This is a genomic window from Aeromonas sp. CD (assembly GCF_033349375.1).
Lineage (GTDB): Bacteria > Pseudomonadota > Gammaproteobacteria > Enterobacterales > Aeromonadaceae > Aeromonas > Aeromonas hydrophila.
Genome location: NZ_CP137631.1, coordinates 1,459,276 through 1,484,683, shown reverse-complemented (window position 1 = coordinate 1,484,683; position 25,408 = coordinate 1,459,276). Strand labels below are relative to the sequence as shown.

General features: G+C 60.4%; 28 protein-coding genes. 2 read left to right on the top strand and 26 right to left on the bottom strand.

The window, feature by feature from the left end:
* Positions 1 to 29 precede the first annotated feature (29 nt).
* The 5 genes from R2E40_RS06940 to R2E40_RS06920 form a co-directional block, all read right to left on the bottom strand.
* The gene (locus R2E40_RS06940; protein ID WP_318165073.1) at positions 30 to 1,646 is read right to left on the bottom strand and encodes a GNAT family N-acetyltransferase; all 1,617 of its coding nucleotides are present in this window, start codon (positions 1,644 to 1,646) and stop codon (positions 30 to 32) included.
* Positions 1,646 to 2,260: a glutathione S-transferase family protein gene (locus tag R2E40_RS06935; protein ID WP_318165072.1), complete on the bottom strand. Its 615-nt coding sequence runs from the start codon at positions 2,258 to 2,260 to the stop codon at positions 1,646 to 1,648. Before R2E40_RS06935 ends, R2E40_RS06940 begins: the two co-directional genes overlap by 1 nt.
* Before the next feature lie 29 nt (positions 2,261 to 2,289).
* On the bottom strand, positions 2,290 to 2,928 hold the full coding sequence (gene pdxH / locus R2E40_RS06930; RefSeq protein WP_011705310.1) for a pyridoxamine 5'-phosphate oxidase: 639 nt from the start codon (positions 2,926 to 2,928) through the stop codon (positions 2,290 to 2,292).
* A 168-nt stretch (positions 2,929 to 3,096) separates the two neighbouring features.
* Complete coding sequence (locus R2E40_RS06925; RefSeq protein WP_024943890.1) at positions 3,097 to 3,420, bottom strand: hypothetical protein; 324 nt, start codon at positions 3,418 to 3,420, stop codon at positions 3,097 to 3,099.
* Entirely contained in the window at positions 3,417 to 5,402 is a 1,986-nt protein-coding gene (locus tag R2E40_RS06920) for a reprolysin-like metallopeptidase (RefSeq protein ID WP_318165071.1), read from the bottom strand. Before R2E40_RS06920 ends, R2E40_RS06925 begins: the two co-directional genes overlap by 4 nt.
* A gap of 209 nt (positions 5,403 to 5,611) precedes the next feature.
* On the opposite strand from R2E40_RS06920, the gene R2E40_RS06915 reads away from it, so the two are divergent.
* Complete coding sequence (locus R2E40_RS06915) at positions 5,612 to 6,823, top strand: RsmB/NOP family class I SAM-dependent RNA methyltransferase (protein ID WP_029303566.1); 1,212 nt, start codon at positions 5,612 to 5,614, stop codon at positions 6,821 to 6,823.
* A gap of 77 nt (positions 6,824 to 6,900) precedes the next feature.
* On the opposite strand, the gene R2E40_RS06910 is transcribed toward R2E40_RS06915, so the two are convergent.
* Positions 6,901 to 7,245 (bottom strand): Grx4 family monothiol glutaredoxin, encoded by a 345-nt coding sequence (locus R2E40_RS06910; protein WP_010673955.1) that lies wholly within the window; start codon positions 7,243 to 7,245, stop codon positions 6,901 to 6,903.
* 286 nt (positions 7,246 to 7,531) lie between these two features.
* Between R2E40_RS06910 and sodB the strand changes: the two genes are divergently transcribed.
* Positions 7,532 to 8,116, top strand: a complete 585-nt coding sequence (gene sodB / locus R2E40_RS06905) for a superoxide dismutase [Fe] (protein WP_011705306.1) — start codon at positions 7,532 to 7,534, stop codon at positions 8,114 to 8,116.
* A 125-nt stretch (positions 8,117 to 8,241) separates the two neighbouring features.
* On the opposite strand, the gene R2E40_RS06900 is transcribed toward sodB, so the two are convergent.
* From R2E40_RS06900 to cheY, 20 genes are all read right to left on the bottom strand, one after another.
* Positions 8,242 to 9,054, bottom strand: a complete 813-nt coding sequence (locus R2E40_RS06900; protein ID WP_029301472.1) for a VacJ family lipoprotein — start codon at positions 9,052 to 9,054, stop codon at positions 8,242 to 8,244.
* 80 nt (positions 9,055 to 9,134) lie between these two features.
* Positions 9,135 to 10,409 (bottom strand): c-type cytochrome biogenesis protein CcmI, encoded by a 1,275-nt coding sequence (ccmI, locus tag R2E40_RS06895; RefSeq protein WP_318165070.1) that lies wholly within the window; start codon positions 10,407 to 10,409, stop codon positions 9,135 to 9,137.
* Positions 10,406 to 10,885, bottom strand: coding sequence for a cytochrome c-type biogenesis protein (locus R2E40_RS06890; RefSeq protein WP_011705303.1), 480 nt, complete (start codon positions 10,883 to 10,885; stop codon positions 10,406 to 10,408). Before R2E40_RS06890 ends, ccmI begins: the two co-directional genes overlap by 4 nt.
* A gap of 11 nt (positions 10,886 to 10,896) precedes the next feature.
* Complete coding sequence (locus R2E40_RS06885) at positions 10,897 to 11,427, bottom strand: DsbE family thiol:disulfide interchange protein (protein ID WP_005298853.1); 531 nt, start codon at positions 11,425 to 11,427, stop codon at positions 10,897 to 10,899.
* A complete protein-coding gene (locus tag R2E40_RS06880; protein WP_318165069.1) occupies positions 11,424 to 13,379 on the bottom strand; it encodes a heme lyase CcmF/NrfE family subunit in 1,956 nt (651 codons plus the stop codon). Before R2E40_RS06880 ends, R2E40_RS06885 begins: the two co-directional genes overlap by 4 nt.
* 82 nt (positions 13,380 to 13,461) lie before the next feature.
* The gene (ccmE, locus tag R2E40_RS06875; RefSeq protein WP_011705301.1) at positions 13,462 to 13,953 is read right to left on the bottom strand and encodes a cytochrome c maturation protein CcmE; all 492 of its coding nucleotides are present in this window, start codon (positions 13,951 to 13,953) and stop codon (positions 13,462 to 13,464) included.
* Positions 13,950 to 14,156 carry a heme exporter protein CcmD gene (gene ccmD, locus R2E40_RS06870; RefSeq protein WP_011705300.1) on the bottom strand — a complete coding sequence of 69 codons (207 nt, stop codon included), beginning with the start codon at positions 14,154 to 14,156 and terminating at the stop codon, positions 13,950 to 13,952. Before ccmD ends, ccmE begins: the two co-directional genes overlap by 4 nt.
* A 2-nt stretch (positions 14,157 to 14,158) precedes the next feature.
* The gene (locus tag R2E40_RS06865; RefSeq protein WP_011705299.1) at positions 14,159 to 14,899 is read right to left on the bottom strand and encodes a heme ABC transporter permease; all 741 of its coding nucleotides are present in this window, start codon (positions 14,897 to 14,899) and stop codon (positions 14,159 to 14,161) included.
* 163 nt (positions 14,900 to 15,062) lie between these two features.
* Entirely contained in the window at positions 15,063 to 15,731 is a 669-nt protein-coding gene (gene ccmB / locus R2E40_RS06860) for a heme exporter protein CcmB (RefSeq protein WP_011705298.1), read from the bottom strand.
* 5 nt (positions 15,732 to 15,736) lie between these two features.
* Positions 15,737 to 16,372: a cytochrome c biogenesis heme-transporting ATPase CcmA gene (gene ccmA / locus R2E40_RS06855; RefSeq protein WP_011705297.1), complete on the bottom strand. Its 636-nt coding sequence runs from the start codon at positions 16,370 to 16,372 to the stop codon at positions 15,737 to 15,739.
* Positions 16,373 to 16,526: 154 nt separating this feature from the next.
* A complete protein-coding gene (locus R2E40_RS06850; protein WP_011705296.1) occupies positions 16,527 to 16,913 on the bottom strand; it encodes a DUF2802 domain-containing protein in 387 nt (128 codons plus the stop codon).
* A gap of 18 nt (positions 16,914 to 16,931) precedes the next feature.
* A complete protein-coding gene (locus R2E40_RS06845; protein WP_005298836.1) occupies positions 16,932 to 17,420 on the bottom strand; it encodes a chemotaxis protein CheW in 489 nt (162 codons plus the stop codon).
* Positions 17,421 to 17,489: 69 nt separating this feature from the next.
* Positions 17,490 to 18,362 (bottom strand): chemotaxis protein CheW, encoded by an 873-nt coding sequence (locus R2E40_RS06840; protein ID WP_318165068.1) that lies wholly within the window; start codon positions 18,360 to 18,362, stop codon positions 17,490 to 17,492.
* On the bottom strand, positions 18,359 to 19,153 hold the full coding sequence (locus R2E40_RS06835; RefSeq protein WP_318165067.1) for a ParA family protein: 795 nt from the start codon (positions 19,151 to 19,153) through the stop codon (positions 18,359 to 18,361). The genes R2E40_RS06840 and R2E40_RS06835 overlap by 4 nt, the downstream gene beginning before the upstream one ends.
* 4 nt (positions 19,154 to 19,157) lie before the next feature.
* Positions 19,158 to 20,084: an OmpA family protein gene (locus R2E40_RS06830; RefSeq protein ID WP_318165066.1), complete on the bottom strand. Its 927-nt coding sequence runs from the start codon at positions 20,082 to 20,084 to the stop codon at positions 19,158 to 19,160.
* 2 nt (positions 20,085 to 20,086) lie between these two features.
* A complete protein-coding gene (locus R2E40_RS06825; protein WP_318165065.1) occupies positions 20,087 to 20,824 on the bottom strand; it encodes a flagellar motor protein in 738 nt (245 codons plus the stop codon).
* A 2-nt stretch (positions 20,825 to 20,826) separates the two neighbouring features.
* Positions 20,827 to 21,942: a protein-glutamate methylesterase/protein-glutamine glutaminase gene (locus tag R2E40_RS06820; protein WP_017409957.1), complete on the bottom strand. Its 1,116-nt coding sequence runs from the start codon at positions 21,940 to 21,942 to the stop codon at positions 20,827 to 20,829.
* Between the two features lie 32 nt (positions 21,943 to 21,974).
* A complete protein-coding gene (locus R2E40_RS06815) occupies positions 21,975 to 24,164 on the bottom strand; it encodes a chemotaxis protein CheA (RefSeq protein WP_318165064.1) in 2,190 nt (729 codons plus the stop codon).
* An 11-nt stretch (positions 24,165 to 24,175) separates the two neighbouring features.
* The gene (locus R2E40_RS06810) at positions 24,176 to 24,916 is read right to left on the bottom strand and encodes a protein phosphatase CheZ (RefSeq protein WP_318165063.1); all 741 of its coding nucleotides are present in this window, start codon (positions 24,914 to 24,916) and stop codon (positions 24,176 to 24,178) included.
* Between the two features lie 12 nt (positions 24,917 to 24,928).
* Positions 24,929 to 25,312 carry a chemotaxis response regulator CheY gene (gene cheY, locus R2E40_RS06805; protein WP_010634617.1) on the bottom strand — a complete coding sequence of 128 codons (384 nt, stop codon included), beginning with the start codon at positions 25,310 to 25,312 and terminating at the stop codon, positions 24,929 to 24,931.
* Positions 25,313 to 25,408: the final 96 nt, after the last annotated feature.

Sequence of the window (25,408 nt, the reverse complement as noted above, 5' to 3'; positions counted from 1 at the left end):
GCGTTACTCCTCGTACAGCAGAGCGGGCATTATTCCACAAACTGACCGCCGTCTTGAGCACCTTTGTCGAGAAATGGGAGGGTGGACTCAGGAAACCGCACGGCCAGCAGGTGCAGCACGGTTTGCAGATAGCTCGATTGCAGGGTGGTCATGGCCGCCCGATAGGCCGCAAACAGCTCGGCATCCGTCTGCTCCAGCCAGCTCAGCGTCTGGTCTGGTCCGCGATGCCAGCGTCCAGCCAGCTCATCGATGAGGGCGGGCAATTCCACCAGCAGCCAGAGCTGGTGATAACGGCGGCTGACGCCATCCCCCTGTTTGTTCTCGCCGCTCGCCCGGCGGGCCAAGGTGCCCAGCCAGCCGAGCCGCTGACGCCGCTCCGACAGCGTGAGCGGCGCCGGCCCCTGGCGCTGCAGGCTGGCCAGCTGCTGCAGATAAGCCAGCCCTTGCTCTTCAAAGTCCTTGAGCAGCAGTCCCCGGTACAGATAGAGCTGGTCCGGCTCGGCCTGCGCCAGCACCGCCTGATCGTGATACTCCACCGCCAGCGGCCCGTCACTCTCCTGCTCGGGCAGGGACTCGACAGCCAGTCCGCTTTCTGGCTCCGGCTGCGCCAGAAAGAGGGCCAACCGCCTCGGTTCATCCTCCTCAGCGCCTGCTTGCAGGATGGCCGCCACCACCTGTTCGTCGGCCAATAGAGGAGTCAGCTGCCGTGTCAGCGGCGCCGCCAGCGTCTGGCTTCGCTCCAACTGCCAGTAGCTCACCTCGCACGGCGGCTGACCACTCAGCTCACGACGACCGCGATAGCGCATGCCAAGCTTGGCCATCACCCGGCCGGAGGCCAGGTTGCCCGGCATATGGCGGGCGGTCAGCACCGGCAGTTGCAGCCGGTCAAACGCAAAGGCCTTGACCAGCCGGGCGGCCCGGGTCGCCAGCCCGCGATTTTGCCAGGGCACGCCCACCCACCAGGCGAGCTCGCCATTCCAGTGCAGCGAGATCACCCCCACCAGCGGCGCCTGGCCCTCCCCCGCCGGCAGGGTCAGCGCCCAGCTCCAGCCCAGCCCGAGCGCCGCCTTGCGCCAGCAGCCGGCCAGCCAGTCGCGGCCCGCCTCCGGCGGGTAGGGATGGGGGATGTTGAGGGTGTAGCGGGCGAGCGCCGCATCGCTGCAATAGCGCACCACGTCGGCCTCATCGCGCGCCAGCAGGGGACGCAGTTGCAGGGCAGGCCCCGACGGCGAGGCGGGCTCGGCCAGCACCGGCACCGTCAGGCGGCGGGCCAGCAGGCGGTTGAGCACGGCGCCCAGATCGTCTTGCGCCGTCAGCGTCAGATCGGCGCCCTGTGGCCCCAGCGTCAGCAGCCCCTCCTCCCGGGCCAGAGTCAGCAGGGAGGCCGAGCCGCTGATGAGGATCTGACGGCTCGGCTCCCTCGCGGGCTGGGCAGGCAAGTCACCATCCAGCCAGGCGGCCAGCAGCGCGCTGGCCGAACGCACGCCATCGGGCGGACAACAGGACCAGAGTCCGCCGGTGTCGCTCGGCAAACCCTCATCGGCCTTGCTCTGCAGCAGCAGCCAGCGACCGCCCTGCCGTTGCCAGGCCTGCAGCACCGGCGCCCAGTGGGGCTGCCACAGGGCCCGCTCGATCAGCAGCTCCATCAGCTGGCCTGGCAGGCAGCCGGCAGGCTCAGGTGACGGGGATGGGCTTCGATACGGGCGATCCAGTCGCGAATAGCTGGCCAGCCCTGCAGCGAGAAGATCCCCTCCTCCGCCACATGGGTGTAAGCGTAAAGCGCGATGTCGGCGATGGTCGGCGTCTCACCGCACAGGTAGGGACTCTGCTTGAGCTGCTGCTCCAGCACCGCCAGCGCCTTTTCACCGCCGGCTTTGAGCCCGTCGAGGCGCGCCTCCTGAGACTCCGGCCGCCCCAGATAGTGCACGATGAAACGGGCTACCGCGATATAGGGCTCATGGCTGTACTGCTCAAAGAACAGCCACTTGAGCACCTCGGCCTGCTGACGCGGCTCGGTCGGCCACAGGGGCGAACCCTGCGCCAGATAGAAGAGGATGGCGTTGGACTCCGCCAGGGTATCGCCGTGGGCCAGCTCCAGCACCGGGATCTTGCCGTTGGGGTTGATGGCCAGAAAATCGGGGGTACGGGTCTCCCCCGCCAGCACATCCACTGGCACCCAGTCGAGGGGCAGTTCAAGCCAGCGGGCCAGCAACCAGGGCTTGTAGCAGTTGCCGGACTTCAGGTCGCCATACAGACGCATACAGACTCCTTGTCAGCGGCAGCGGGCACTCAGGGCGCCAGCCGCTCGATGTGCCAGCCTTCCCCCTCGCGGGTGTAGTAGAAACGGTCGTGCAGGCGATGCTCGCCCCCCTGCCAGAATTCGACCGTGTCGATCCGCACCCGAAAACCGCCCCAGAAGCTCGGCAGCGGCACTTCGCCATTGGCAAACTTCTGCTTGAGCTCGAGGAATTTGGCCTCCAGTACACCGCGCGCCGAGATGCGGGTCGACTGCTGGGAAACCCAGGCGGCGATCTGGCTGTCCTTGGGGCGGCTGTGGAAGTACTTCATCACCTCGAAGGTGCTCATCTTCTCCACCCGGCCGGTCACATGCACTTGCCTATCCAGCGTGTGCCAGGGAAACAGCAGGCTGATGCGGGGGTTGCCCTCCAGCTGATGCGCCTTGCGGCTGCCCATGTTGGTGTAGAACACCATGCCCTCGGCATCGTAGTGCTTGAGCAGCACGGTGCGCTGCCAGGGCTGGCCGTCGGCATCGACGGTGCCCACCACCATGGCGGTGGGATCGGTCAGCTTGGCCTCGCACGCCTGGGCCAGCCACTTCTCGAACAGGGCGAGGGGCTCGGCCGGCAGATCGGCCCGGTGCAATCCACCCCGGGTGTACTCGCGGCGCAGATCGGCTACATCCATCATCTTGATTTTCCTTCTCTCTTTACCGCCCATGCGGCCATGCGTGCTGGCATTGTGCGACGAGCACGCCATGGGTACAAGCCTTGTGACCGGCAAATGGCGGCTGCAAAAAAAGAGGGAGGCTCACGCCTCCCTTGGTATGCCCTTCACACGCTCTTGGTACGCGCAGGCTTATTGCTTGCCAGAGGCAGCGGGACAATGCGCCAGCATGCGCCGGTTGTAATCCGCCGCGTAGGCCGCCAGCTTGGCCTGGGCCTCTTCCTGCCCGGGCTTGATGACATCCCCCAGGCCATCGAGGTAGCGCACGCCGCAGCGCGCCTTGGCCGAGGCCTGCTGCTCCGGCGCGATGCCGGGCGCTACCTCGCCGCGCCCGGCCCGCACGATCAACCGGTAATCCTGCTTGGCCAGACTGGCGCTGACCGCCTGCTCCAGGGTATCGGCATCGGCCTGACAGCCGCCAAGCAAGGACACCAGCACCAGCCAGCCAGCCCTCATCCGCACCTCCGTTGCCAACCCAGCAGGGCCAGCGCCAGAGTCCAGAGACCGAGGGCACCACCGCCGCCACCGCCCGAGCTGCCGCCGCTTTGGGCGACCGGCAGCTTGGCCGGACTGATCGTAAAGAAGATGTTGTCGCTGCAGGCCACCTTCAGGCGGGCGGCGCTGGCCAGATCCGCCGGCAGGGTGACGGTGGCGGCGCCGCTGTTGGGTTGGCTGACCGCGAGATTGCTCCAGCTGGCCCCCTCGTTCTGGGTGATGAACAGGTCTACCTTGCTGCAGCTGATCGGCGCCAGCGTGGTGCCGGCCACATCCCAGCTGACGGCCTGGCTTGCCCCCGGCGTCAACGCCACCCCAAGCGGGGCGGTCAGCCGGAAGGCGCTGCCGGTGTTGACCACCTGAACCTTCATGTCGTCGCTGGCGACACCGCCCTTGCCGTCACGCACCGTCAGCCGGAAGTTGAGATCCCGGTTAGTGGTAGGCCAGGCCTCGCCCTTGGCGAGCGTGCCCGAGAGCAGGGAGGGCAGGCTCGGCAGGATCCGTTCCGGCGAGCTGGTGGGGGAAACGAAGCGAAACAGCGGCCGGGAGCCGTCATCGATCATGTCGAGGGCACTGTTGGACGGGTCGCCCAGATCAATCTGTTCCCAGGTGTAGGTCAGGGGATCCCCGTCCAGATCGGCGCCGGCCCCCTTGAGCACGAACGGCGTGTTGGCCGGAATGATGCGGCTGGCCCCTGCCGCCGCCTGGGGCGCATTGTTGACGAGGTTGAGGGTGGTGCCGCAGGTCGGCACGGTCGCCATGTGCGCCCGCATCTGCTCGATGGATTTGCTGTGGAAATAGGGGTCACTGTGGGGCTGGATGTTCTCGTCCCCGCAGATCCCGGCATAGGCCATGATGGAGGTGCCGCTGCCCGGCTCCCAGGCCTGTGCAGCCTCCCGATTGCCGCCGCCACAACTGCCAGTGGTGCCGTTGAAGGTGTGGTCGGCGCCGAACTGGTGACCGATCTCGTGGGCCACGTAGTCGATAAAGAAGGCATCCCCCACCGGGGTGGATGAACCCGTCATGCCGTCCGACTTGGTGGCCGTACAGAGCACACCCAATCCGGCCAGACCACCACCGCCCGTGTTGACCACATGGCCTATATCGAATGGTCCAAGCCGAGTGCTGGGCAGGGGTAGGGTCTGGGCATTGGCCTGCACCGCGCCGTTGACATCGACATCCGTGTCGTCATTGTTGAACGGATCGCTCGCCGGATCGGTAAAGATGATGTTGTCGTTACCGCTGGCCAGCTGAAACTCGGCCCCTACGTCGCGCTGGTACACCTCGTTGACCCGGTTGAGCAGGGTGGCGATGGCCGCGGTGGCCAGCACCTTGGAGCCACCGTGGAACTGGGTGTACTCCCCCGCCGCCGAGATGGCGATGACGTAACGCTTGCGCACGTTGCCATCTACCTGCACCTTGTGCGCCAGCGCCCTGCTGGCCTCGCTGCCGATAACCTTGTCCGCGTCCTCCTCCAGCCGGCTGTAGGCATCCTGCTGGTAATAGACGGCATAACCGTCGGCATTGCGCAGCGGGTCGACGAACACCGTCTTGCCCTGATGGGTGAACATGGCGTGAAAGCCCAGCGGCCCCAGGTCAAAACGTCCCGTCTCTACCGGTGCTGCCGGGTTATGGCCCTTGAAGGTCAGGATCTCGGGGAATTTGGCCGCCTGATCGGCCGGCAGCAGATCATAGGCTTGCAGGGTGAAGGTCACCTCTCCCCCGTCGGGCAACGGCAGGGTCAGCGAACGCGCCCCGGCCTGCAGGCCGGCAAAATAATCGATGGGCACCTTGGCGACCCGAAACTGGTTGGCCCGCACTTCATAGCCGTCGGCGGCGCTGGCGCGCGCCGCCACCGTGTCCCACTCCTTGGCCGCGAGGCCACCCGAGCTCATCAGGCTGGCTACCACCAGCGCCAAGGGAGAAAATTTCATCAACTGCATCTTTTTAGTCCTTTTAAATGCACTCACCCAAACTGCAACTGGCATCATTTGCCTGCCGCCCTGCTTAGTCCAGCACCAGCTAACGGATATTCCCCGAATGGGGAGTGTTGCACCAACCCTGTCTAGCCCCTATCATTGCGCGGATTTATCAGTTTTTGAGCCGCGTCACCATGACGACGGTTCGTCTTTATCTGACCAAGGTTAATCTCATGCTCAAATCCCCACTGTTGCCCCGTTTCGGGGACCTGGTCGTTGCCATTGTTGACGATGTGCTGGGCCAGGGTCTCACCCTGGATCGCGCCTATGCCCGTCACTTCTCCGGCATCGAACTCAAACCGCAAGAACAGGCAAGGATTGCCCTGGTCACCGGCGATCTGCTGCGTCGCCTCAGCCTCTATTGCGCCCTGACCGGCATCCAGGTCCGTCAGGCCGAGAAGAACGTCTGGCCGCTGCTGCACAGCTGGCACGCTTTTCACAAGATAGCCCAACCCAACCATCCGACGCTGGATCGCTTCAATGAAGAGGCGTTTCGTCGTCGTCTGACCGAAGCCAAGAAGAACCCGGTGCTGATGGATGGCTGCCCGACCTGGCTGGAAAAACTCGGCAGCGAGCAACTGGGCGAAGCCTGGCCTGCCGAGCGTGCCGCGCTGGCCTGGATGCCCAAGCGTTATCTGCGGGTCAACAGCCTCAAGTGCACTCGTGAAGAGCTGCAGGCCGCACTGGCCAAAGAACAGGTCACCACCATTCCAGTGGAAGGGGTCGATTCTGCCCTGCAAGTGACCTCGGATGCCGCCCTGTTTCGAACCAAGGCCTTTGCCGATGGCTGGTTCGAGCAGCAGGATGCCGGCTCCCAGCAGGTTGCAGCCGCGCTGGAAGTGAGCCCCGGCATGCGCGTCATCGATGCCTGCGCCGGTGCCGGTGGCAAGACCCTGCATCTGGCCGCCATGATGGAGGGCAAGGGCCGCCTGCTGGCGATGGATGTGGAAGAGTGGAAGCTCGAAAACCTCAAGCAGCGTGCCCGCCGCGCCGGGGCCCACAACGTGGAGACCCGGGTGATCACCAGCAGCAAGACCGTCAAGCGCCTCAAAGAGAGTGCGGATCGCGTGCTGCTGGACGTACCCTGCTCCGGCCTCGGCGTGCTCAAGCGCAATCCGGATGCCAAGTGGCGCGACACCGCCGAGCGGCTGCCGGTGCTGGTTGCCCTGCAGGCGGAGATCCTGCAGCGCTACAGCCAGATGGTGAAGGTGGGTGGTCTGCTGGTCTATGCAACCTGCTCCATCCTGCCGGAAGAGAACCGCCAGCAAGTGGACAAGTTCCTCGCCGCCAATGAAAACTACCGCCTGCGCGATGACCACACCGTCAGCCCGGCCGCCACCGGCTTCGATGGCTTCTACATGGCACGCATCGAACGCATCGCCTGATGCCTGTCGTGACATAAAGTTGTGAGATAAAAAAGGGGAGCCAGTGGCTCCCCTTTTTGCATGATGCGGATGCTGCCTTATTCGGCGGCGGCGTCATCCTGCTTGTGTTTGGCGGCAGTTTCCTTGATCAGGGTCTGCAGCTCGCCGGCCTGGAACATCTCGATCATGATGTCGCAGCCACCGACCAGCTCACCTTCCACCCACAGCTGAGGGAAGGTCGGCCAGTTGGCAAACTTCGGCAATTCGGCGCGGATATCCGGATTTTGCAGGATGTCGACGTAAGCAAACGGCTCGCCACAGGACATCAGGGCCTGGGAGGCCTGGGCAGAGAAACCGCAGCTGGGTAGCTTGGGGGAGCCCTTCATGTACAGGATGATGGGGTTTTCAGCCAGCTGCTGTTTGATCTTTTCAATAGTTTCCATAGGTGCCTCACTAGAGCGATTTCGGCGGCCATTCTACTGCAATCCGGGCAGACCACAAACTGGCAAACCACCTCGGATGCAAGAAGTGATGAATCAATACGCCGCAGCTTGATCCGGATCATGGCGAGAATCAAGAGTTGTTAGCCCATCTTTGATGCTGGTACAATCGATGGGCTTTGGGCCATCTGGCCCCCTTATTTCAAGAACAATTCTTTTCAAGATAGAAAAGAGTACGCAATGTCTTGCAACCGTCGCCTTCGCACGGCCAGCCAATGGAGAGTAGAAAATGGCATTCGAACTTCCCGCTCTGCCCTATGCAATCAATGCTCTGGAACCGCACATCTCCCAGGAAACTCTGGAATACCACCACGGCAAGCACCACAACACCTATGTGGTCAACCTGAACAACCTGGTGCCGGGTACCGAGTTTGAAGGCAAGTCTCTGGAAGAGATCATCAAGACCTCCACTGGCGGCATCTTCAACAACGCCGCCCAGATCTGGAACCACACCTTCTACTGGCACTGCCTCTCCCCGAACGGCGGTGGCGAGCCCACTGGCGCCCTGGCCGATGCCATCACCAAGGCCTTCGGCTCCTTCGCCGAGTTCAAGGATGCGTTCACCAAGTCTGCCATCGGCAACTTCGGTTCCAGCTGGACTTGGCTGGTGAAAAAGGCTGACGGCTCCCTGGCCATCGTCAACACCTCCAACGCCGGTTGCCCGCTGACCGAAGCCGGTACCACTCCGCTGCTGACCGTCGACCTGTGGGAACACGCCTACTACATCGATTTCCGCAACCTGCGTCCGAAGTACATGGAAACCTTCTGGACCCTGGTCAACTGGGAATTCGTGGCCAAGAACCTGGCTGCCTGATAGCCCCCGTTCTAGCCAAAACGCCCCGCTCTTGCGGGGCGTTTTTTTATGCCTGTGCAACAGCAGAGACGAAAAAGGCGCCCGCAGGCGCCTTTGTTACGTTGCTCGAGCCGGATGCGCTGGCATCACTGGTCGATTTCATCCAGATAGTCATCCAGATTGCTGTCGTCTTGCTTCTCCTGCTGCTCTTGCTTGAGCTCGGTCTGACGACCGGTCACCTTGTTCTGGTTGTACTGCAGATAGAAGTCCTTGGTCAGGGCGTAAGGATCGAGCGCATTGTCGATGATCCGCTCCTGATCGATCAATTTGGAGCGGGTACCCAGACCATCCAGCGCCCAGTGGGTGATGCGCAGGGGCAGGGTCAGCAAGGCATAGGGGAAGTAGATGGTATCGATGGTATCCCCCACCAGCTTGCGGGTGGTGGTCGGGCCGTAGACCGGCACCATCAGGTAGGCGCCATCGCCGATATCGGCGCGGCCCAGCACGGTATTGAGCTCCAGCTTGTTGCGCGCCAGGCCGGCATGCTTGGCCACGTCGAAGATACCCAGCAGACCCACGGTGGTGTTGAGGGTGAAGCGACCCAGGTTGGTACCCGCCCCCTTCAAATCGCCGGTGATGAGATGGTTGACCATGCTGCTCGGCTCGTTGAAGTTTTCCACCAGGTTTTCGATGCCATCCTTCATTCCCTGCGGAATATAGCGGGCATAGCCATGCACCACGGGACGGGCCACATAGGGCTCCAGCACATCGTAGTTGACGGCCCACATGGCCCGGTTGGCGCCCTGGAACGGGTCACGACCATCGCTGGCCGTGCTGGTCGCACCAGGCCGGCTCGGCGTCTCCTTGAGGTCAAGGCTCTCGGGCCCCTGCTTGGGCGGGCCGCCAGCACAGCCGCCCAGCAACAAGGCCACCATCAATGCCCCTACACGCACATACATATGGAAGTCCTAGCTTTTTATTGTGATTAATCTGAATTATAGGCAGCCCGGCCCCGTCGAGGGGCCGGGCCAAAGGCGTATTAGAGGGCGTGATCGATGCGGATGTCAATCGGCGCTGAAGGAGTCGAACCGGTGGCGACCGGAACGGAGACGCCTTCAAACGCCCCTTCCTTGTTCATGACGTTGCCGCCACGGGAGAGGCGCGCCTTGAACTGCAGTTCGGGGTAGGCAGCCAGCTTGTTGCCTTCCATCATGGCGTCACCGTCACCCAGCGACAGGGTCAGCGGGAAGTGCGGCCCCGGGATACGCTTGACCGCGATGGGCATGGGCGGTCCGTTGGGGATCACCGCAAACACGAACAGATGGGCATCTTCCGGCAGTGCAATGCCATCGGCCAGCGTCACCTTGAGCGGGAACTCGCCAGCCTTCACCTCCAGCACCTGGTCAGAGGCCGCGTTCTGCCCGCTCGCCTCAGCCGGCACGGCGGCACTGGCCATGCCGCGCTTCTTCAACTGCTGCTCGGCATAGTCGATGGAGCGCTCCACCATGGTGTAACGGGTCGAGCCCTTCTCCATCAGCGGCAGCATCTCGCGCCAGCGTTGCAGGGCGGTCTTGAAGTCCTCTTTTTGCAGCGCCATGAAGGCGTAGACGGAGCGCGCCTCGATATTGGCCGGATCCTGGGCAATGGCCACCCGCAACAACTGATCGGCCTGCGCGTCATCCCCTGTCATCATCAGCGCCTGGGCGTAGGGTACCGCCACCATCGCCTTCTGCGGGGCCAGCCCGTAGGCCCGCTCCAGCGCCTCGCGGGCCATCTCGGGATCATTGCCATCCAGCGACAGCCGACCCAGCAGCAGCCAGCCGCGATAATCGTTCGGCTCGTCCTTCAGGCGGGTACGCAGGCCTAAGGTAAAGTCCAGCAGATCCTGCTCGGTAACCTCGGCGTCCCGCTCCACCAGAATGCGGTTGCTAAGCTCACCCAGCCGGCTGTTGGCATCCTGCCAGCGGCTGACCTCCTGCCAGGAGCCGAGCTTGTAGTAGAGCCCCAGGCTCACCACCAGCAGCACCAGCACACCCGGGATCCAGATCATGCTCTTGCCACCGCGGGCGGTCTGCTCCACGTCGGGAATGTCGTCCAGCAGGCTGCGTTGCAGCTCGATCAGGGAGTCCTGCTCTTCCGCCAACACCCCTTGCTCGCGCTCTTCCCCGATCTCCAGCAGACGCTGGCGATAGAGCTGTTTGTTGAGGGCCGAGCGGCTGATGCTCTGCTTGCCCTCACCCCGCCACAACGGCAGCACCAGTGCCAGACTCACCAGCGCCAGCAGGGCCGCGATCACTATCCAAAATGCGGTCATTGTTTCTCTTCCTCTTTAAGCAGGGCAGCCAGACGACGCTGCTCCTCCGCGCTCAGGGCGCTATCCGCCGGCGTGGCAGCCGCGGGACGGCGGCGACTGCGCACCACCACCATGACGACACCGATGACGATCACCAGCAGAGGGCCGAGCCAGAGGATCAGGGTCGACGCCATCAGCGGCGGGTTGTACAGGATGAAGTTGCCGTAGCGGGCGACCATGTAGTCCACCACTTCCTGCTTGTCCTTGCCCTCGCGCACCATCTGGTAAGTCTTGTCACGCAAGTCCTTGGCCAGGCCCGCGTTGGAATCGGCGATATCCTGGTTCTGACACTTGGGGCAGCGCAGCTCCTTGGTCAGCTCGCGAAAGGTCTGCTCCTGGGCGTCGCTGTCGAAGGTGTAGACATCGATGGCGGCCAGCGCCTGGCCCGCCCCGCCCAGTCCCGCCAGCAGCAGCAGGGACGCAATAAACATTCTCATCAGGCTCTCCCTCACTTCATGGCGTCATAGATGGGTTTGAGGGTGCTGGCCCACACCTCGGGGTTGACGTCCCCCACGTGGCGATAGCGAATGATGCCCTGGCTGTCGATGAAGAAGGTCTCCGGCGCGCCGTAGACCCCCAGATCCAGCCCCAGCATGCCGTCGGGATCATAAAGATTGATCTGGTAGGGATTGCCGAGCTCCGCCAGCCAGTTGATGGCCTTGGCCCGTTCATCCTTGTAATTCATGCCGACGATGTAGATCCCCTGCCCCGCCAGTTGCTTGAGGTAGGTGTGCTCCCCATAGCAGGTCGGGCACCAGGTGGCCCAGACGTTGAGCAGCATGGGACGCCCCTTGAGAATGCTCCTGTCATGCTGCTTATTGAGGTCGTAGATGTCCTGCAGGGTGAACACGGGCACCTCCTTGCCCACCATCACGGACTCGAGCTTGGTGGGATCGGAGTAGAGCCCCTTGAACAGAAACACGGCCCCCAGCAGAAACACGATGAAGGGGATCAGAAACAACCAGGTCTTCTTGCTCATGCCTTGGCCTCCTTGTCACGACGACCGAAACGGTAGCGCTTGTCCAGCATCGCCAGCACGCCGCCGATGGCCATGAAGACGCCGCCGAACCAGATCCAGCGCACGAAGGGTTTGTAGTAGATCCGTACCGCCCAGGCGCCGCTGTCGAGCTGCTCGCCGAGCGCCGCATAGAGATCCCGGGTGAAGCCGGCATCGATGGCCGCCTCGGTCATCGGCATCCGGGTCACCTTGTACATGCGTTTCTCCGGCTTGAGCAGGGCGACCTGCTTGCCGTCCTTGTGCACTTCCAGCACGCCCTTGAAGCCGTCGTAGTTGGGGCCGTTCTTCTCCTTGATGCCGGTGAAGACAAACTCGTAGTCGGCAAACTGGACCCGATCGCCGGCCTGCATCCGCAGATCCTTCTCGATGCTGTAGTTCTGGGTACAGGCGATGCCGATGATGCTGACCGCAAGGCCCACGTGGCCCAGGATCATCGCCCAGTGGCTGTTGCCAAGCCGGCGCACGCCGACGGCGAAGCTGTGCTTGTGGGTGGCACGCACCCAGGTCTCCTGCACGCTGGTCACGATGATCCAGGCACCAAGCCCGATACCGAGCGCAGCCCAGGGCTTGAACTCCTCGGCCAGCAACAGCGGCAGCAAGATGGCGGCGGCCAGGCTCAATACCAGCGCCAGCACCACCTTGCCCTTGAGCTCGCCCAGCTCCTGGCGGCGCCAGCGAAACAGCGGACCGACCCCCAACAACAGGGCGAACGGAATGATCAGCCAGCTGTAGATGTGGTTGAAGAAGGGAGTACCGATGGAGATGCTACCCAGCCCCAGCTCCTTGTGTACCAGCGGCAGCAGGGTGCCGAGCAGCACGGTCAGCAGACCCGCCACCAGCATGATGTTGTTGCACAGCAGCAGGGTCTCGCGGCTCCACAACTCGTGCTTGCCGTGGCTTCTCACCTGGGAGCCCTTGAAGGCAAACAACAGCAAGGATGAACCGATTACCGCCAGCAGGAAGCCCAGAATGAACAGGCCGCGGGTCGGGTCGGAGGCAAACGCATGCACCGACACCAGCACGCCGGAGCGCACCAGGAAGGTACCCAGCAGGCTCAGAGAGAAGGCGGAGAGCGCCAGCAGCACGGTCCAGGCCTTGAAGGTGGCGCGTTTTTCACTCACCGCCAGCGAGTGCAGCAGGGCGGTACCCGCCAGCCAGGGCATGAAGGAGGCGTTTTCTACCGGATCCCAGAACCACCAGCCGCCCCAGCCGAGCTCGTAATAAGCCCACCAGGAGCCCAGCACGATACCCAGGGTGAGGAAGACCCAGGCCGCCATGGTCCAGGGACGCGACCAGCGCGCCCAGGTGGCATCGAGCCGACCGGTCATCAGGGACGCGATGGCGAAGGCAAAGGCCACCGAGAAGCCCACATAGCCCATGTAGAGCATCGGCGGGTGGAAGATGAGACCCGGGTCCTGCAACAGCGGGTTGAGGTCACGCCCATCCACCGGAAAGTAGGGCAAGGTACGAATGAAGGGGTCGGAGGTAAACAGCACGAAGGCGGTAAAACCGACCGAGATGAGGCCAAGCACGCCGAGCACCCGCGCCACCGCATCGAGCGGCAGCCGGCGGCTGAACATGGCGACGGCCGCAGTCCAGCCCCCCAGGGTCAGCACCCACAGCAGCAGAGAGCCCTCGTGGGCGCCCCACACTGCGGAGATGCGATAGGCCAGCGGCAGCAGGCTGTTGGAGTTGGTGGCCACGTACTGCACGGTAAAGTCGTTGTCGATGAAGGCCCAGGTCAGGCACAGGAACGACAGCAACAGCAGCAGGAACTGGGCATAGGCGAGCGGGCGGGCCGCCGACATCATGCCAAGGCGCCCCCATTTGGCCCCGAGCAGCGGATAGCTGCCCAGCAGCAGGGCGGTGGCGAAGGCCAGGATCAGTGAAAACTGTCCCAATTCAGGGATCATGGCTGAACTCCTTTCAAATGAGCCGCAGCACGAACCTGTAAACCGGCTTGAAAAGGTGAAAACGGTGCGAATGCTGCCGGGATCATTGCTTGCTCCCCTTCAGCTGCGCCTCGGTATATTCCGGCTTGAAGTGCATGCCGTTGGTGGCATCGGCCACTTCCGGCGGCATGTAGTTCTCATCGTGCTTGGCCAGCACCTCGAAGGCGGCGACCGTGGTGGCATCCTTGAGGGTGCCTTGGGCGACGATGCCCTGCCCTTCGCGGAACAGGTCCGGCAGGATGCCGTCAAACTCGACGGTCACCAGATGCCCGCCATTGTCCACCAGCTTGAAAGCCACCTTGAGGCTCTGGGGATCCCGCTGTACCGAACCCGGTACCACCAGACCGCCGATGCGCAGGCGCTGTCCCTCTTCCGGCTTGATCTTGTCCGGGCCCTTGCCCTCCACCAGCTCGCTCGGGGTATAGAAAAGATCGATGTTCTGGCTGAGGGCATAGAGTACCAGGCCGATCACCGCGGCAAGCCCGGCACTGATCGCCAGGATGATGGTGAGGCGTTTCTTGCGTCTCGGGTTCATAGGGTGTTCTCCATCTGCTGGGCCGCCTTGCGGCGGGCCTCGCGCGCCTGCTTGTTGCGCAGTTCACCGAGCAGGGCGCGGGTTTTCATACGGGTGGAAATGACGATGCCGACCAGGCAGAGCAGGGTCAGACCGAAAGAGAGCCAGACGTAGAAGGCGTAACCGCCCATCGCCAGAAAGTCACTGAATGAGGCAAAGTGCATGCTTACTTCTCCTGCTCGGCTATCTCTTTGACCCAGGGGCGGTGCCACTCCCGCATCAAGAGCTCGTTTCGAAAACGCATCAGGGAGAGGGCCCCGAGGAAGGCGGCAAAGGCCAGGATCATGATGAGCAACGGCCACAGCATCTCGGGGGAGATGGAGGGCTTGTCAAACTTGGTGATGCTGGCGCCCTGGTGCAGGGTGTTCCACCACTCCACCGAGTAGTGGATGATGGGCAGGTTGATCACCCCCACCAGCGCCAGGATGCCGGCGGCGCGACCGGCCAGCACCTTGTCGCTGAAGGCGTTGTAGAGGGCGATGACGCCGAGGTAGAGGAACAGCAGGATCAGCTCTGAGGTGAGTCGTGCATCCCACACCCACCAGGTGCCCCACATGGGTTTGCCCCAGGCAGCGCCGGTAAACAGTGCGATGAAGGTGAACACGGCGCCGACCGGCGCGACCGCGGCCACCGTCATGTCCGCCATCCGCAACTGCCACACCAGACCGATGAAGGCGGCCACCGCCATGGTAGAGTAGGCCCCCATGGAGAGGATCGCGGCCGGAACATGGATGTAGATGATCCGGAAGGAGTCGCCCTGCTGATAATCCGCAGGTGCAAAGGCCAGCCCCCAGAGGGTGCCGATGATGAATGCCAGCAGGCTTGTCACGGCAAACCAGGGCAGCAGGGTCCCTGCCAACTGGTAAGCGCGCTCGGGTTTAGCGTAAGGGTGCAACCATTTCCACATAGCTCACAAAACCTTTCTGTTATTAATATCGTGGCGAGGCCTACCATACCCACTGCCGGAAAACATCACATCCCCCGAAAGCAATAAGCAGCCATCCTCTTGATCTATCTCAATTATATTTTTTATAACGGCCCTTCCATGGCCACTTTTTCAGACGCTTTCGTCAATTCACGCTGACCCGCAGCGCTGCCGAGACCGCCAGCGGGGTCAGGGTCAGCGCACCGGCCAGCATGGCCCCCAGAATCGCCAGCTGCCCCGAATAGGGCAGCCCCATCCCAGCCGCATCGATGGCGGAGGTGGCAAAAATCAGTACCGGAATATAGAGCGGCAGGATCAGTAGGCTGAGCAGTACCCCCCCCTTGCGCAAACCGACCGTCAGCGCGACGCCGACCGCCCCGAGCAGGCTCAGCACGGGCGTCCCCAGCGCCAGGGTGGCGACCACCGCCAGATAGGTGTTCATGTCCAGCGACAGCAGAATGGCGAGCAGCGGGGAGATGAGCAGTAGTGGCAGGCCGGTCAGCAACCAGTGAGCGATCACTTTGGCCAGCGCCAGCAAGCCCAGTGGATGGGGCATCAGCATCATCTGCTCCAGCGCGCCGTCACCGAAGTCGTCGCGAAACAGCCGCTCCAGCGACAGCATGGCCGCCAGCAAGGCGGCCACCCATATGATGCCGGGAGCGATGCGGGCCAGCAGCTTGGGCTCGGGGCCGATCCCTAACGGAAACAAAGTGATGACGATGAGGAAAAACCAGAGCGGGTTGAGGATGTCGGAGCGCTGGCGCAGGGCCATCAACAACTCGCGGTGGATCAGGTGCATTACGGCGCGCAACATCAGAACTACTCCTGCAGCAAGGGCGTAAGAGAGAGGGTCTTCAACCGTCCCTGCATCAGGGTCATGTCCTGATGGGTGGTGAGGATCACCATGCCCCCTCGTTCGGCGTGGGTCAGGAACAGCCGTTCCAGCACCTTCACCCCCTGCTTGTCGATGGCGGTGAACGGCTCATCCAGGATCCAGAGTGCCGGCTTGTCGCTGAGCCACAGGCGGGCCAGCGCGACACGGCGCTGCTGGCCGGCAGAGAGCTGGCCGGTTGGGTTATCTTCAAACCCGGCCAGACCGACCTGGGCCAGTACCCGCCACAAATCCACGCTGGTATCGGCCGCATGGTGCAGTTTCTGGTAGAAGGCGAGGTTTTCGAGCGGTGTCAGGGCAGCCTTGACGCCAGGCTGATGACCGAGATAGAGCAGATTGGCGTGATATTCATCGCGGCAACTGCGGATATTTTCGCCATTCCAGCACACTTCACCGGCAAATGGTTGGGACAAGCCGGTCAACAAGCGCAGCAGGCTGGTCTTCCCTACCCCGTTGGGGCCTTCAATTTGCACCAGATCACCGGGAGCCACCGCAAAGGAGAGATGTTCAAACAGAGTGCGATCTTCACGCACGCAGCTCAGATTGTGAATTTGAAGCAGCATGAGGATGTAATCAGTGAAAAGAAGCGGCCTGCATATTAACACAGTATCGGGAAGCGTCTTTTCAAAGATGCCAATTATCAGCAGGATTTGTGGGGGAGATCCCGCCTTGAAGAGAGGGGAGGAAAATCAGGAAGGCGGATGCCTTCCCGAACATTCATGAGCGGCCTTTTCGCAATGAAATCAACAATTCAGCCTCGGCCTTAGGCAATTCACATTCATTCATGACCTCATCGAGGTCGGCACCAAGTTCCACCATCTTGGCGGCGCGGCTGTACAGGCGGCGTTCCGGATCCTGCAGGGTCAGCTCCTGCTGGCGATCGTTGATCTGCTGCATGGCCCCTTCGACGGATTGCAGACGCTGGCCCATGCCGATGGCCCCGGTATGCAGCTCCATCATCTGCTTGCGCAGGCTCTCGAGCTGCCCTTGCAGCGTCTCCACCCTGGCCTCGGACTCTCGCTGGCCACGTCGGCTGCCAATCACCCCATACAGGGCCAGCACCAACGCCAGCAAGGACAACCCCAAGGCGGCAATTTCAATCATCAACACATTATCTTCCTATCAGAGGGAACCGATATCTTCCCACTCTTCATCGGAGAGCAGCTTGTTCAGATCGACCAGGATCAACAGCTGACCATCGCGGTTGCTGACACCCTGAATGAACTTGGCACTCTCTTCAGTACCCACCGCCGGGGCCGCGTCGATCTCGGAGGAGCGCAGATAAACCACCTCGGCCACGCTGTCGACCATGATGCCGATCACCTGCTTCTCCGCCTCGATGATGACGATACGCGAGTTTTCACTCACATCTCCGGAGGGCAGACCGAAACGGGAACGGGTATCGATGACGGTCACCACGTTGCCGCGCAGGTTGATGATGCCCAGTACATACTCGGGCGCACCGGGCACGGGAGCGATCTCGGTGTAGCGCAGCACCTCCTGCACCTGCATCACGTTGATGCCGTAGGTTTCATTTTCCAGCTGGAAGGTGACCCATTGCAGCACTTCATCTTCGGCCAGATTCTGTGCAATATTGCGCTTTTCTGTCATGTTTTTATTCCTTTTATGAAAACGTCTACTGGTAAAACTAGCAATAAAACAGCCCGAGTGCAGAAGTTATCAGTGACCTTCTATGTTGACCCCACGCTCCAGCAACAGGAGCAATTCCTTCACGTGCAGCAGGGCACACATCTTCTCCTTGACCATGCCCGCCAGCCAGGGGCGTTTGCCCTCCTGATGGCGCCATTTGACCTGGTCACGATGCAATAACTCCGTTCCCTTCAGATGATGGCAGGCAAGTCCCCAGGGAGATTCACCCAACATGATCAAATACTTGTAATCAGGCACTTCCAGATGCTGGCCAGGCATGACCCACTGCGCCGTGTCCACCACGTTCATCTTCTGTTCGCGGGAAGTCATGATCCCCTTGTACCAGCCTGGCTGACCAAACAGGGTGTTCACTTCTCCCAGTTGATGAATACCGCCAAGCTCGGTCAACGGCACCGCAAAGGTGACACCGGCAACCTCAAAGAACAGCGCCTGAAACTCCTTGCCGGTATCAATATTCTCCCAGGTGGAAGGGGCAACCTCCTCCTGTGGCGCCAATGCAACTTCGGTCTCCGTCACCACCAGCGTGGCAGGATCCGCAGCTGCGGGCTCGGGCATCACCTCGGGCCAGACTGGCTCGACGGGCAGCAGGGCATCTTCTGCCTCAATCTGGAGCGGCTCGCTGACGACCTCTTCATGGCTCAGCGCATCGATTTCAAACTGAACCTGACCGACCTGAGCCAGCAATTCACTCAACTGCTCCAGCCGTTGATCCGCTTCCAGATAAGGCTGCGCCACCTTATCGGCAACCGGCTGGGGCTGACGCTGCAACTGAACGACGGGGGCAGAGTCAGGCTCGTCAGACGAATCCAGCAGCAGCGCATCATCCAGCAACAGGGAGTGGAAGTAATCATCCATGGCCCGAACTTGGGTGGTATCTCTCATGATGTCACCTCATGAGCACGCTGACGCTCTTGCGCATCAAGATAGTTGAGCAGGGTCTCATAGGCATAGGTGCCACGGCTGCTCGGCGAATAGATGGAGGGGGGAATGTGAAGCAAACTGGCATCCCGGAACTTGGTATCTATGGGTATGACGGCATTCCATACCGCATTGCCGTGCTGCTCCTTGATGGACTGCAGAGTCATCAACGAGGCACGGGTTCGCTTGTCAAACATGGTGGGAATGACAGTATAGCGGAACTTCTCCCGCTTGGAGCGCTGCATGATCTCGAAAGTCTTCATCATCCGCTCCAGCCCTTTGAGCGCCAGAAACTCGGTCTGCACCGGCACCAGGATCCGGTCACACGCCGCCAGCGCATTGACCATCATGACCCCCAAGACGGGCGGGCAGTCGATCAGCACGTAATCGTACTGATCCTGAATGCGCAGCAGTGCACGTTTGAGCACCAGCCCCATCCCCTCACGGTTGCCCATCACTCGATCCAGGGTCGCCAGAGTGATTGACGCGGGCAGCAGATGAATGTTGTCAAACTTGGTGCGCAGCGTCAGTTTATTGACGAGATCTGCCGTTGGTTTGACCGCCTGAAACAGCTCATAAAGAGTGCCATCCAGCCGGTCGGAATCAAAATCGAGATAAGAGGTCAGGGAGGCATGAGGGTCGGTGTCAATCAACAGCACCCGCTGGCCGCGCTGGGCCAGAATACCGGCCAGCGAGACCACTGTGGTGGTTTTACCGACCCCACCCTTTTGGTTGGCAACCGTCCAAACAATCACTGTATCAATCCTGCCTCGTTGTTATGCGTATGCCACCACCTGGCAGCGTGATCACCTTGACCTCTCCTGCCTCGACCGCCTGTTGCACTGCCGGCACTGGTGTCTCCGTTACAGCCTGCACCGAGGGAGTTGATACCGGTACGGGTGGCACCCAGGCGAACTTGGAAATAGCGACCACCACCTTGCGATTCTGTAAACGCCCCTGCTCGGTACTGTTGTCTGTGAAGGGAGAAAACTCCCCGTAAGCTTCATAGGCCAACCGCTGCGGCGCTATCCCTTTGGCGATAAGCGCGGTAAGCACGGCTTCCGCCCTTGCCGCAGACAACGTCCAGTTGGAACGAAAAATTTCATTATTTATCTGCTGGTTATCGGTATAACCGCGCACTCTTACATAGTTATCGACCTGCTTCAGAATACTTGAAAGAGTATTTAGCACGGGATCGGCATTGGTACTCATGAAGGCGCTGCCACTGCCGAACAACAGACCTGAGCTCAGCTCGACCGTCAACCAGTTGTCATTGAGCGTCAACTTGACGACCCCCGCATCGACCAGAGAACCCATGCTCTCCTGCAATTGCGTATCGATCTTCGCAAGAGTCATACCATCTTGCGCGACGGGAACACCTGAGATGGGAGCCAAAGAGGGTGAGCGGGCTGTGGCGCTCTCCAGAACCGAGGAGGCGGCAGATACCTCGTTGTTCAACAACGACTTTCCCTGCCCTTCCAGCAAACCGTCGCTACGTGGCTGCATGACGTTGAATGCCTGGGTCATGCCATCGATGACCGCGCGATACTTGTCCTTGTTGACCAGCGCCACCGAATAGAGCACCACGAACAGGGCGAAGATCAGCGTCATGTAATCGGCGTAGGAAACCAGCCAGCGGTCGAGATGTTCCCGACCTTGCAGATGCAAACGGTAGCGCTTGCGCATGGCTATTCTCCCTTTAGATAAGCCTTCAACCGCCGTTCAACCTGAGGACCATTTTCGCCGTGGGCGATTGCCATCAAGCCTTCCAGCGTCATCTCCTGAAACAGGGCGTAATGATAGTGAAAAGCCCGCAACCGGTTGGCAATCGGCAGGTATAACAGGTTGGCAAAGCCAACCCCGTAAATAGTGGCGACAAACGCAACGGCGATACCGGCACCCAGCGAGGCGGGCTCTTCCAGATGAAACATGGCCTGGATAAGTCCAATCACAGCACCGATGATACCTATGGTCGGACTGTAGCCGCCCATGGCTTCAAAGACTCTGGCAGAGTGTTCGTTCCGCTCCTGCTCGATGTCGATATCCGCTTCCAGCAACATGCGAATATCATCTATCGACACCCCGTCCACTATCATGGTGAGCCCCTGCCGGGTAAATTCGTCGCTCTCCTGATCAGCCTGGTTCTCCAGCGCCAGCAGCCCTTGCTGACGTGCAAACACGGCCCAGGCTTGCAGTCGCTCGGCTTGGGCGACCAGATCCCAGGCGGGAGGCAGCAACATCCAACGAGTCTGTCTGATCGCTTCCAGCAGAAACTTGCGTGGCGTCTGCAAAATGACCGCCCCCCAAGTTCCTCCTACAACGATGACGAAAGCAGGCCCGTCAAGCAGGGTGAACAGGTTGCCGCCATGCCATAACTGGGCAATGGCGATGGCTCCCAGTGCCAGGATCAGGCCGAACATGCCCATCGTTAGCGGCCCAGCTCAACCAGGATTCGTTGTGCAACCCGATCCAGCGGCAGTGATTCCGTGGCGATGCCGGCTTTGGCAACCGCTTGTGGCATGCCATATACCACGCAGGAGGCTTCATCCTGTGCCCAGATGGTAGAGCCCTGCTCCTTGAGCAGACGCGCACCATCCCGGCCATCTGCACCCATCCCGGTCAACACGATGGCGAGCACCTTGTCGGCATAGGTTTTGGCGGCAGAGGCAAAGGTGATGTCGACACAAGGCTTGTAATTCACCTTGTCATTGCCATCGACAATCCGGATACGGGCACCCGCACCACGCCCTTCCAGCAGCATCTGCTTGCCGCCCGGAGCCAGGTAAGCATGACCAGGTTTGAGCACATCGCCATCTTCCGCTTCCTTGACCCCGATCTGGCACAGACCGTTGAGGCGAGCGGCAAACGCGGCAGTAAAGGTTGCCGGCATATGCTGGATCAACAAGATGGGATGAGGGAAATCACCAGGTAATTTGGTCAACACGTTCTGCAGCGCAACCGGGCCACCCGTCGAGGTACCGATGGCCACCAGCTGATAACTCTTGCCACTGCGTTTGAAGGCAGCTGCTGGCATGGCGCGCGGCGGCTCGGCCTGACGCTCTGCCGGCCGGGCGATTGAGCTACCCAGCGGGGAACGGGCGGCAGGTTCAGGCGCTTTGGGACGAGCAGGTGCCGCCATCAGGAAACGCTTGCGAGAAATCTCCTTGACTCGCTGCTGTAACAGACGAACTGCTTCATCCTTGTCACGGGCGATATCTTCAAATTTCTTGGGCAGGAAATCGAGCGCCCCGGCATCCAGCGCATCCAGCGTCGCCTTGGCCCCTTCATGGGTCAAAGAGGAGAACATCAGGATCGGAGTCGGACACTTGGCCATGATCTCGCGTACGGCACTGATGCCATCCATCACGGGCATCTCGATGTCCATGGTGATCACATCCGGGCGCAGCTGGATCGCCTTGTCCACGGCCTCACGTCCATTTTGAGCCGTATCGATCACCGTCAGCATGGGATCCTGAGTGATGATCTCGCTGACCCGACGACGGAAGAAGCTCGAATCGTCGACAACTAATACCTTAACTGCCATTGTTATTTTTCTAACTCCTTGGGCCTGGGCTATCAATGTCTACGGGCATACGCCTTGAGCAGACTCGGCACATCGAGAATGAGTGCAATACCGCCATCGCTGGTGATGGTGGCTCCCGCCATGCCTGGAGTACCTTGCAACAAGCTGTCCAGCGGTTTAATCACCACTTCTTCCTGGCCAATCAGGTTATCCACGACAAAACCGATCTGCTGCGTGCCAATCTGCACGATGACCACATGACCCGTATCCTGCCGTGGCTTCTTGTGCTTGCCCCTGACCAGCCAGTTGTACAGATAGAAGAGCGGGATGGCTTTTTCGCGCACTATGATGGTGAGCTGGCCATCCACCATGTTGGCCTTCTTGAGATCCAAGTGGAAAATTTCGTTCACGCAGCCCAGCGGCAACGCGAAGGTCTGCTCACCCACTTCCACCATCAGGGTCGGCAGAATGGCCAGGGTCAGTGGCACCTTGATTTCAAGACGGGTGCCCTTGCCCCAGGTCGAATCGATATGCACCGAGCCATTGAGGCTGACGATACTGGTCTTCACCACGTCCATCCCGACACCACGGCCAGAGATGTCCGAGATCTCGGATTTGGTAGAAAAACCGGGGGCGAAGATCAGGTTGTAGGCATCGTTGTCGCTCATCCGAGCCGCCGTATCGGCATCCAGCACACCACGGCTGATGGCGATGGACTTGAGCTTCTCGGGATCCATACCGGCACCATCATCTTCGATGCACAGCAAGATATGATCGCCCTGCTGGGAAGCACTCAGGGTAATGGTGCCCTGCCGTGGTTTGCCTGCTTTCTCACGGACATCCGGCATTTCAACGCCATGGTCACAGGAGTTGCGCACCAGGTGAACCAGCGGGTCAGCCAGCGCTTCAACCAGGTTCTTGTCCAGATCCGTCTCTTCCCCGACCATCACCAGCTCGATTTCTTTCTTGAGGGTACGAGCCAGATCACGAACGACGCGCGGGAAGCGACCAAACACTTTCTTGATGGGCTGCATGCGGGTTTTCATGACAGCACCCTGCAGATCTGCTGTCACCACATCCAGGTTGGCAACCGCTTTTGACATGTCTTCATCGTTGCTGGCAATACCAAGGCTGACCAGACGGTTACGCACCAATACCAGCTCACCCACCATGTTCATGATGACGTCCAGCGTCTTGGTATCCACCCGCACGGTGGTATCGCTTTGTACTGCGTTGTCTGCCGGAGCAGGAGCCGGTTGCTTGGCTGGCGCAGGGGCTGGTGCCGCTTTTGCCGGTGCAGCAGCCGGTTTGGCGGCAACGGGGGCTGGGGCAGGCTTGGCTGCCGGAGCTGGCGTAGCGGCAGCGGGAGCTACCACGATCTGCACAGGCGCTGCTGGCGGCGTAATACTGGTTTGCGGCCCCTGGCCACGACCGTGCAATTCATCCAGCAGTCGCTCGAATTCATCGTCATCGATTAGTTCATCGACTTCTTTTTGTACTGATTTCAATGGATTGCTTTCAGGGGCACCGCCATGTTGGCCCTGACCATGCAACTGATCGAGTAGAGCCTCGAACTCATCGTCGGTAATATCACCAGAGCTTGCCACTACCGGGCTGGCGGCAGCAGTCGGAGCACCTCCCACCCCATGCAGTTCATCGAGCAGGCGTTCGAATTCATCGGCAGAGATCTCATCGATGGATCCCCCACCACTGACGACGGAAGAAGCGGGGACGGGATCGGCGACAGGTTCCGGGATGGCTGCGGCCACCTCAACCACCTCTTCAACGGCAGGAGCCATCTCTTCAGACGCCACACTGCCACCCGCAGAAGCGGTCAACAGCTGCTCTTCCCCTTCAGGCTTGCAGAGCTCATGCAGGTCGTGCAGGATTTCAGCGGAAGCCGGGCTTGGCGGTTCGCGATTCTGCACTTGGGCAAACATCACATTGATGGCATCCAGCGCCTGCAAAATGACATCCATCAACTCGGCGGTCACGGTCCGTTTGCCATTGCGCAAGATATCGAACACGTTCTCGGCACCGTGACAAACATCCACCAACTCGGTCAGCGAGAGAAAGCCGGCACCGCCTTTGACGGTATGGAAGCCGCGAAATATGGCATTCAACAGATTCTTGTCATCGGGTCGCTTTTCCAAGTCAACCAGTTGTTCAGACAACTGTTCCAATATTTCGGATGCTTCGACCAAAAAGTCTTGCAGTATGTCTTCATCAACTTCGAAGGCCATGCGTCACTCCATTAAAATCCCAGGCTAGACAGCAGATCGTCCACATCATCCTGACCATTGACCACATCGGAACGAGTCTCAGGGTTCATGATGGGGCCTTCAGCTTCAATCCCGCTTACAGGAAGGCTGCGAGAAGAATGCTCAGCAGATGCCTCACCAAACATAGTCAGCATTTCTATTAATTTAGTTTCAACTTCCTGAACCAACTTGATGACCTTGCGGATCATCTGGCCAGTCAAATCCTGAAAATCTTGCGCCATCAGGATTTCTGTCAGCAGTTGCCGTAATTTATCGGCATCAGATTCAGAAGCCTTAATGAAATCATCCAGTTGGTGACATAAAGACTTGAACTGACCAACACTCATCTCTCTGCTCATCAGGGCATTCCAGTTGGGCAGAACAAGCTGAATATTGTCATTGAGTCGATCGGCAATCGGTAAACTGGCTTCCACGGCATCCATGGTGCGATTGGCAGCCTTGTCCGTCATGTCGATGACATAACTGAGTCGCTCCCGCGCATCGGGGATTTCATGGGTGGCCAGATCGGGGATCCGGGGATCTAGCCGAAAATCTTGTAGGGAATCATGCAGTTGTCGGGTCAACTGACCCACTTTGTCAAACAGGGCCGCCGCATTGGGAGCACACACATCGGCGATGAGAGTGTCGGCCTGTTCAAATTCACCTTGCTCAAGATGGGCAACAAGCATCCTTGCCTGATCGAGCGAAATCATTGCACTCGTTTTGGCCTTCATCCCTGCTGCTCCTTAGCCGATTCGTTCAAAGATTTTGTCGAGTTTCTCTTTGAGCGTTGCAGCAGTGAAAGGCTTGACGATATAGCCATTGACGCCGGCCTGGGCAGCTTCAATGATCTGCTCGCGTTTCGCTTCGGCAGTCACCATCAGCACCGGCAGGTGTTTGAGTTTGTCATCGACGCGAATAGCCTTGAGCAGGTCGATGCCTTGCATGCCCGGCATGTTCCAGTCGGTCACGACAAATTGAAAATCACCGTTTTTCAACATTGGCAAGGCCGTGTTGCCATCGTCTGCTTCGTGGGTATTGTTGAATCCCAAGTCACGCAGCAAGTTCTTGATAATCCGGCGCATCGTTGAAAAATCGTCAACAATGAGGATTTTCATGTTCTTGTCCAAAATTCCCTCCTAAATAGCCGCCAGAGCGGCTCACTTACATGATGCAGATCGCAGGTTTTGTTTTGCGGATTATGCCTTAGAGTTTTGTTTCAGTGT

Bases quoted from the DNA above. Each gene is read 5' to 3' on its own strand.
- R2E40_RS06940 (WP_318165073.1), bottom strand. From the start codon at position 1,646: ATGGAGCTGCTGATCGAGCGGGCCCTGTGGCAGCCCCACTGGGCGCCG.
- R2E40_RS06935 (WP_318165072.1), bottom strand. From the start codon at position 2,260: ATGCGTCTGTATGGCGACCTGAAGTCCGGCAACTGCTACAAGCCCTGG.
- pdxH (WP_011705310.1), bottom strand. From the start codon at position 2,928: ATGATGGATGTAGCCGATCTGCGCCGCGAGTACACCCGGGGTGGATTG.
- R2E40_RS06925 (WP_024943890.1), bottom strand. From the start codon at position 3,420: ATGAGGGCTGGCTGGCTGGTGCTGGTGTCCTTGCTTGGCGGCTGTCAG.
- R2E40_RS06920 (WP_318165071.1), bottom strand. From the start codon at position 5,402: ATGCAGTTGATGAAATTTTCTCCCTTGGCGCTGGTGGTAGCCAGCCTG.
- R2E40_RS06915 (WP_029303566.1), top strand. From the start codon at position 5,612: ATGCTCAAATCCCCACTGTTGCCCCGTTTCGGGGACCTGGTCGTTGCC.
- R2E40_RS06910 (WP_010673955.1), bottom strand. From the start codon at position 7,245: ATGGAAACTATTGAAAAGATCAAACAGCAGCTGGCTGAAAACCCCATC.
- sodB (WP_011705306.1), top strand. From the start codon at position 7,532: ATGGCATTCGAACTTCCCGCTCTGCCCTATGCAATCAATGCTCTGGAA.
- R2E40_RS06900 (WP_029301472.1), bottom strand. From the start codon at position 9,054: ATGTATGTGCGTGTAGGGGCATTGATGGTGGCCTTGTTGCTGGGCGGC.
- ccmI (WP_318165070.1), bottom strand. From the start codon at position 10,409: ATGACCGCATTTTGGATAGTGATCGCGGCCCTGCTGGCGCTGGTGAGT.
- R2E40_RS06890 (WP_011705303.1), bottom strand. From the start codon at position 10,885: ATGAGAATGTTTATTGCGTCCCTGCTGCTGCTGGCGGGACTGGGCGGG.
- R2E40_RS06885 (WP_005298853.1), bottom strand. From the start codon at position 11,427: ATGAGCAAGAAGACCTGGTTGTTTCTGATCCCCTTCATCGTGTTTCTG.
- R2E40_RS06880 (WP_318165069.1), bottom strand. From the start codon at position 13,379: ATGATCCCTGAATTGGGACAGTTTTCACTGATCCTGGCCTTCGCCACC.
- ccmE (WP_011705301.1), bottom strand. From the start codon at position 13,953: ATGAACCCGAGACGCAAGAAACGCCTCACCATCATCCTGGCGATCAGT.
- ccmD (WP_011705300.1), bottom strand. From the start codon at position 14,156: ATGCACTTTGCCTCATTCAGTGACTTTCTGGCGATGGGCGGTTACGCC.
- R2E40_RS06865 (WP_011705299.1), bottom strand. From the start codon at position 14,899: ATGTGGAAATGGTTGCACCCTTACGCTAAACCCGAGCGCGCTTACCAG.
- ccmB (WP_011705298.1), bottom strand. From the start codon at position 15,731: ATGTTGCGCGCCGTAATGCACCTGATCCACCGCGAGTTGTTGATGGCC.
- ccmA (WP_011705297.1), bottom strand. From the start codon at position 16,372: ATGCTGCTTCAAATTCACAATCTGAGCTGCGTGCGTGAAGATCGCACT.
- R2E40_RS06850 (WP_011705296.1), bottom strand. From the start codon at position 16,913: ATGATTGAAATTGCCGCCTTGGGGTTGTCCTTGCTGGCGTTGGTGCTG.
- R2E40_RS06845 (WP_005298836.1), bottom strand. From the start codon at position 17,420: ATGACAGAAAAGCGCAATATTGCACAGAATCTGGCCGAAGATGAAGTG.
- R2E40_RS06840 (WP_318165068.1), bottom strand. From the start codon at position 18,362: ATGAGAGATACCACCCAAGTTCGGGCCATGGATGATTACTTCCACTCC.
- R2E40_RS06830 (WP_318165066.1), bottom strand. From the start codon at position 20,084: ATGCGCAAGCGCTACCGTTTGCATCTGCAAGGTCGGGAACATCTCGAC.
- R2E40_RS06825 (WP_318165065.1), bottom strand. From the start codon at position 20,824: ATGGGCATGTTCGGCCTGATCCTGGCACTGGGAGCCATCGCCATTGCC.
- R2E40_RS06820 (WP_017409957.1), bottom strand. From the start codon at position 21,942: ATGGCAGTTAAGGTATTAGTTGTCGACGATTCGAGCTTCTTCCGTCGT.
- R2E40_RS06815 (WP_318165064.1), bottom strand. From the start codon at position 24,164: ATGGCCTTCGAAGTTGATGAAGACATACTGCAAGACTTTTTGGTCGAA.
- R2E40_RS06810 (WP_318165063.1), bottom strand. From the start codon at position 24,916: ATGAAGGCCAAAACGAGTGCAATGATTTCGCTCGATCAGGCAAGGATG.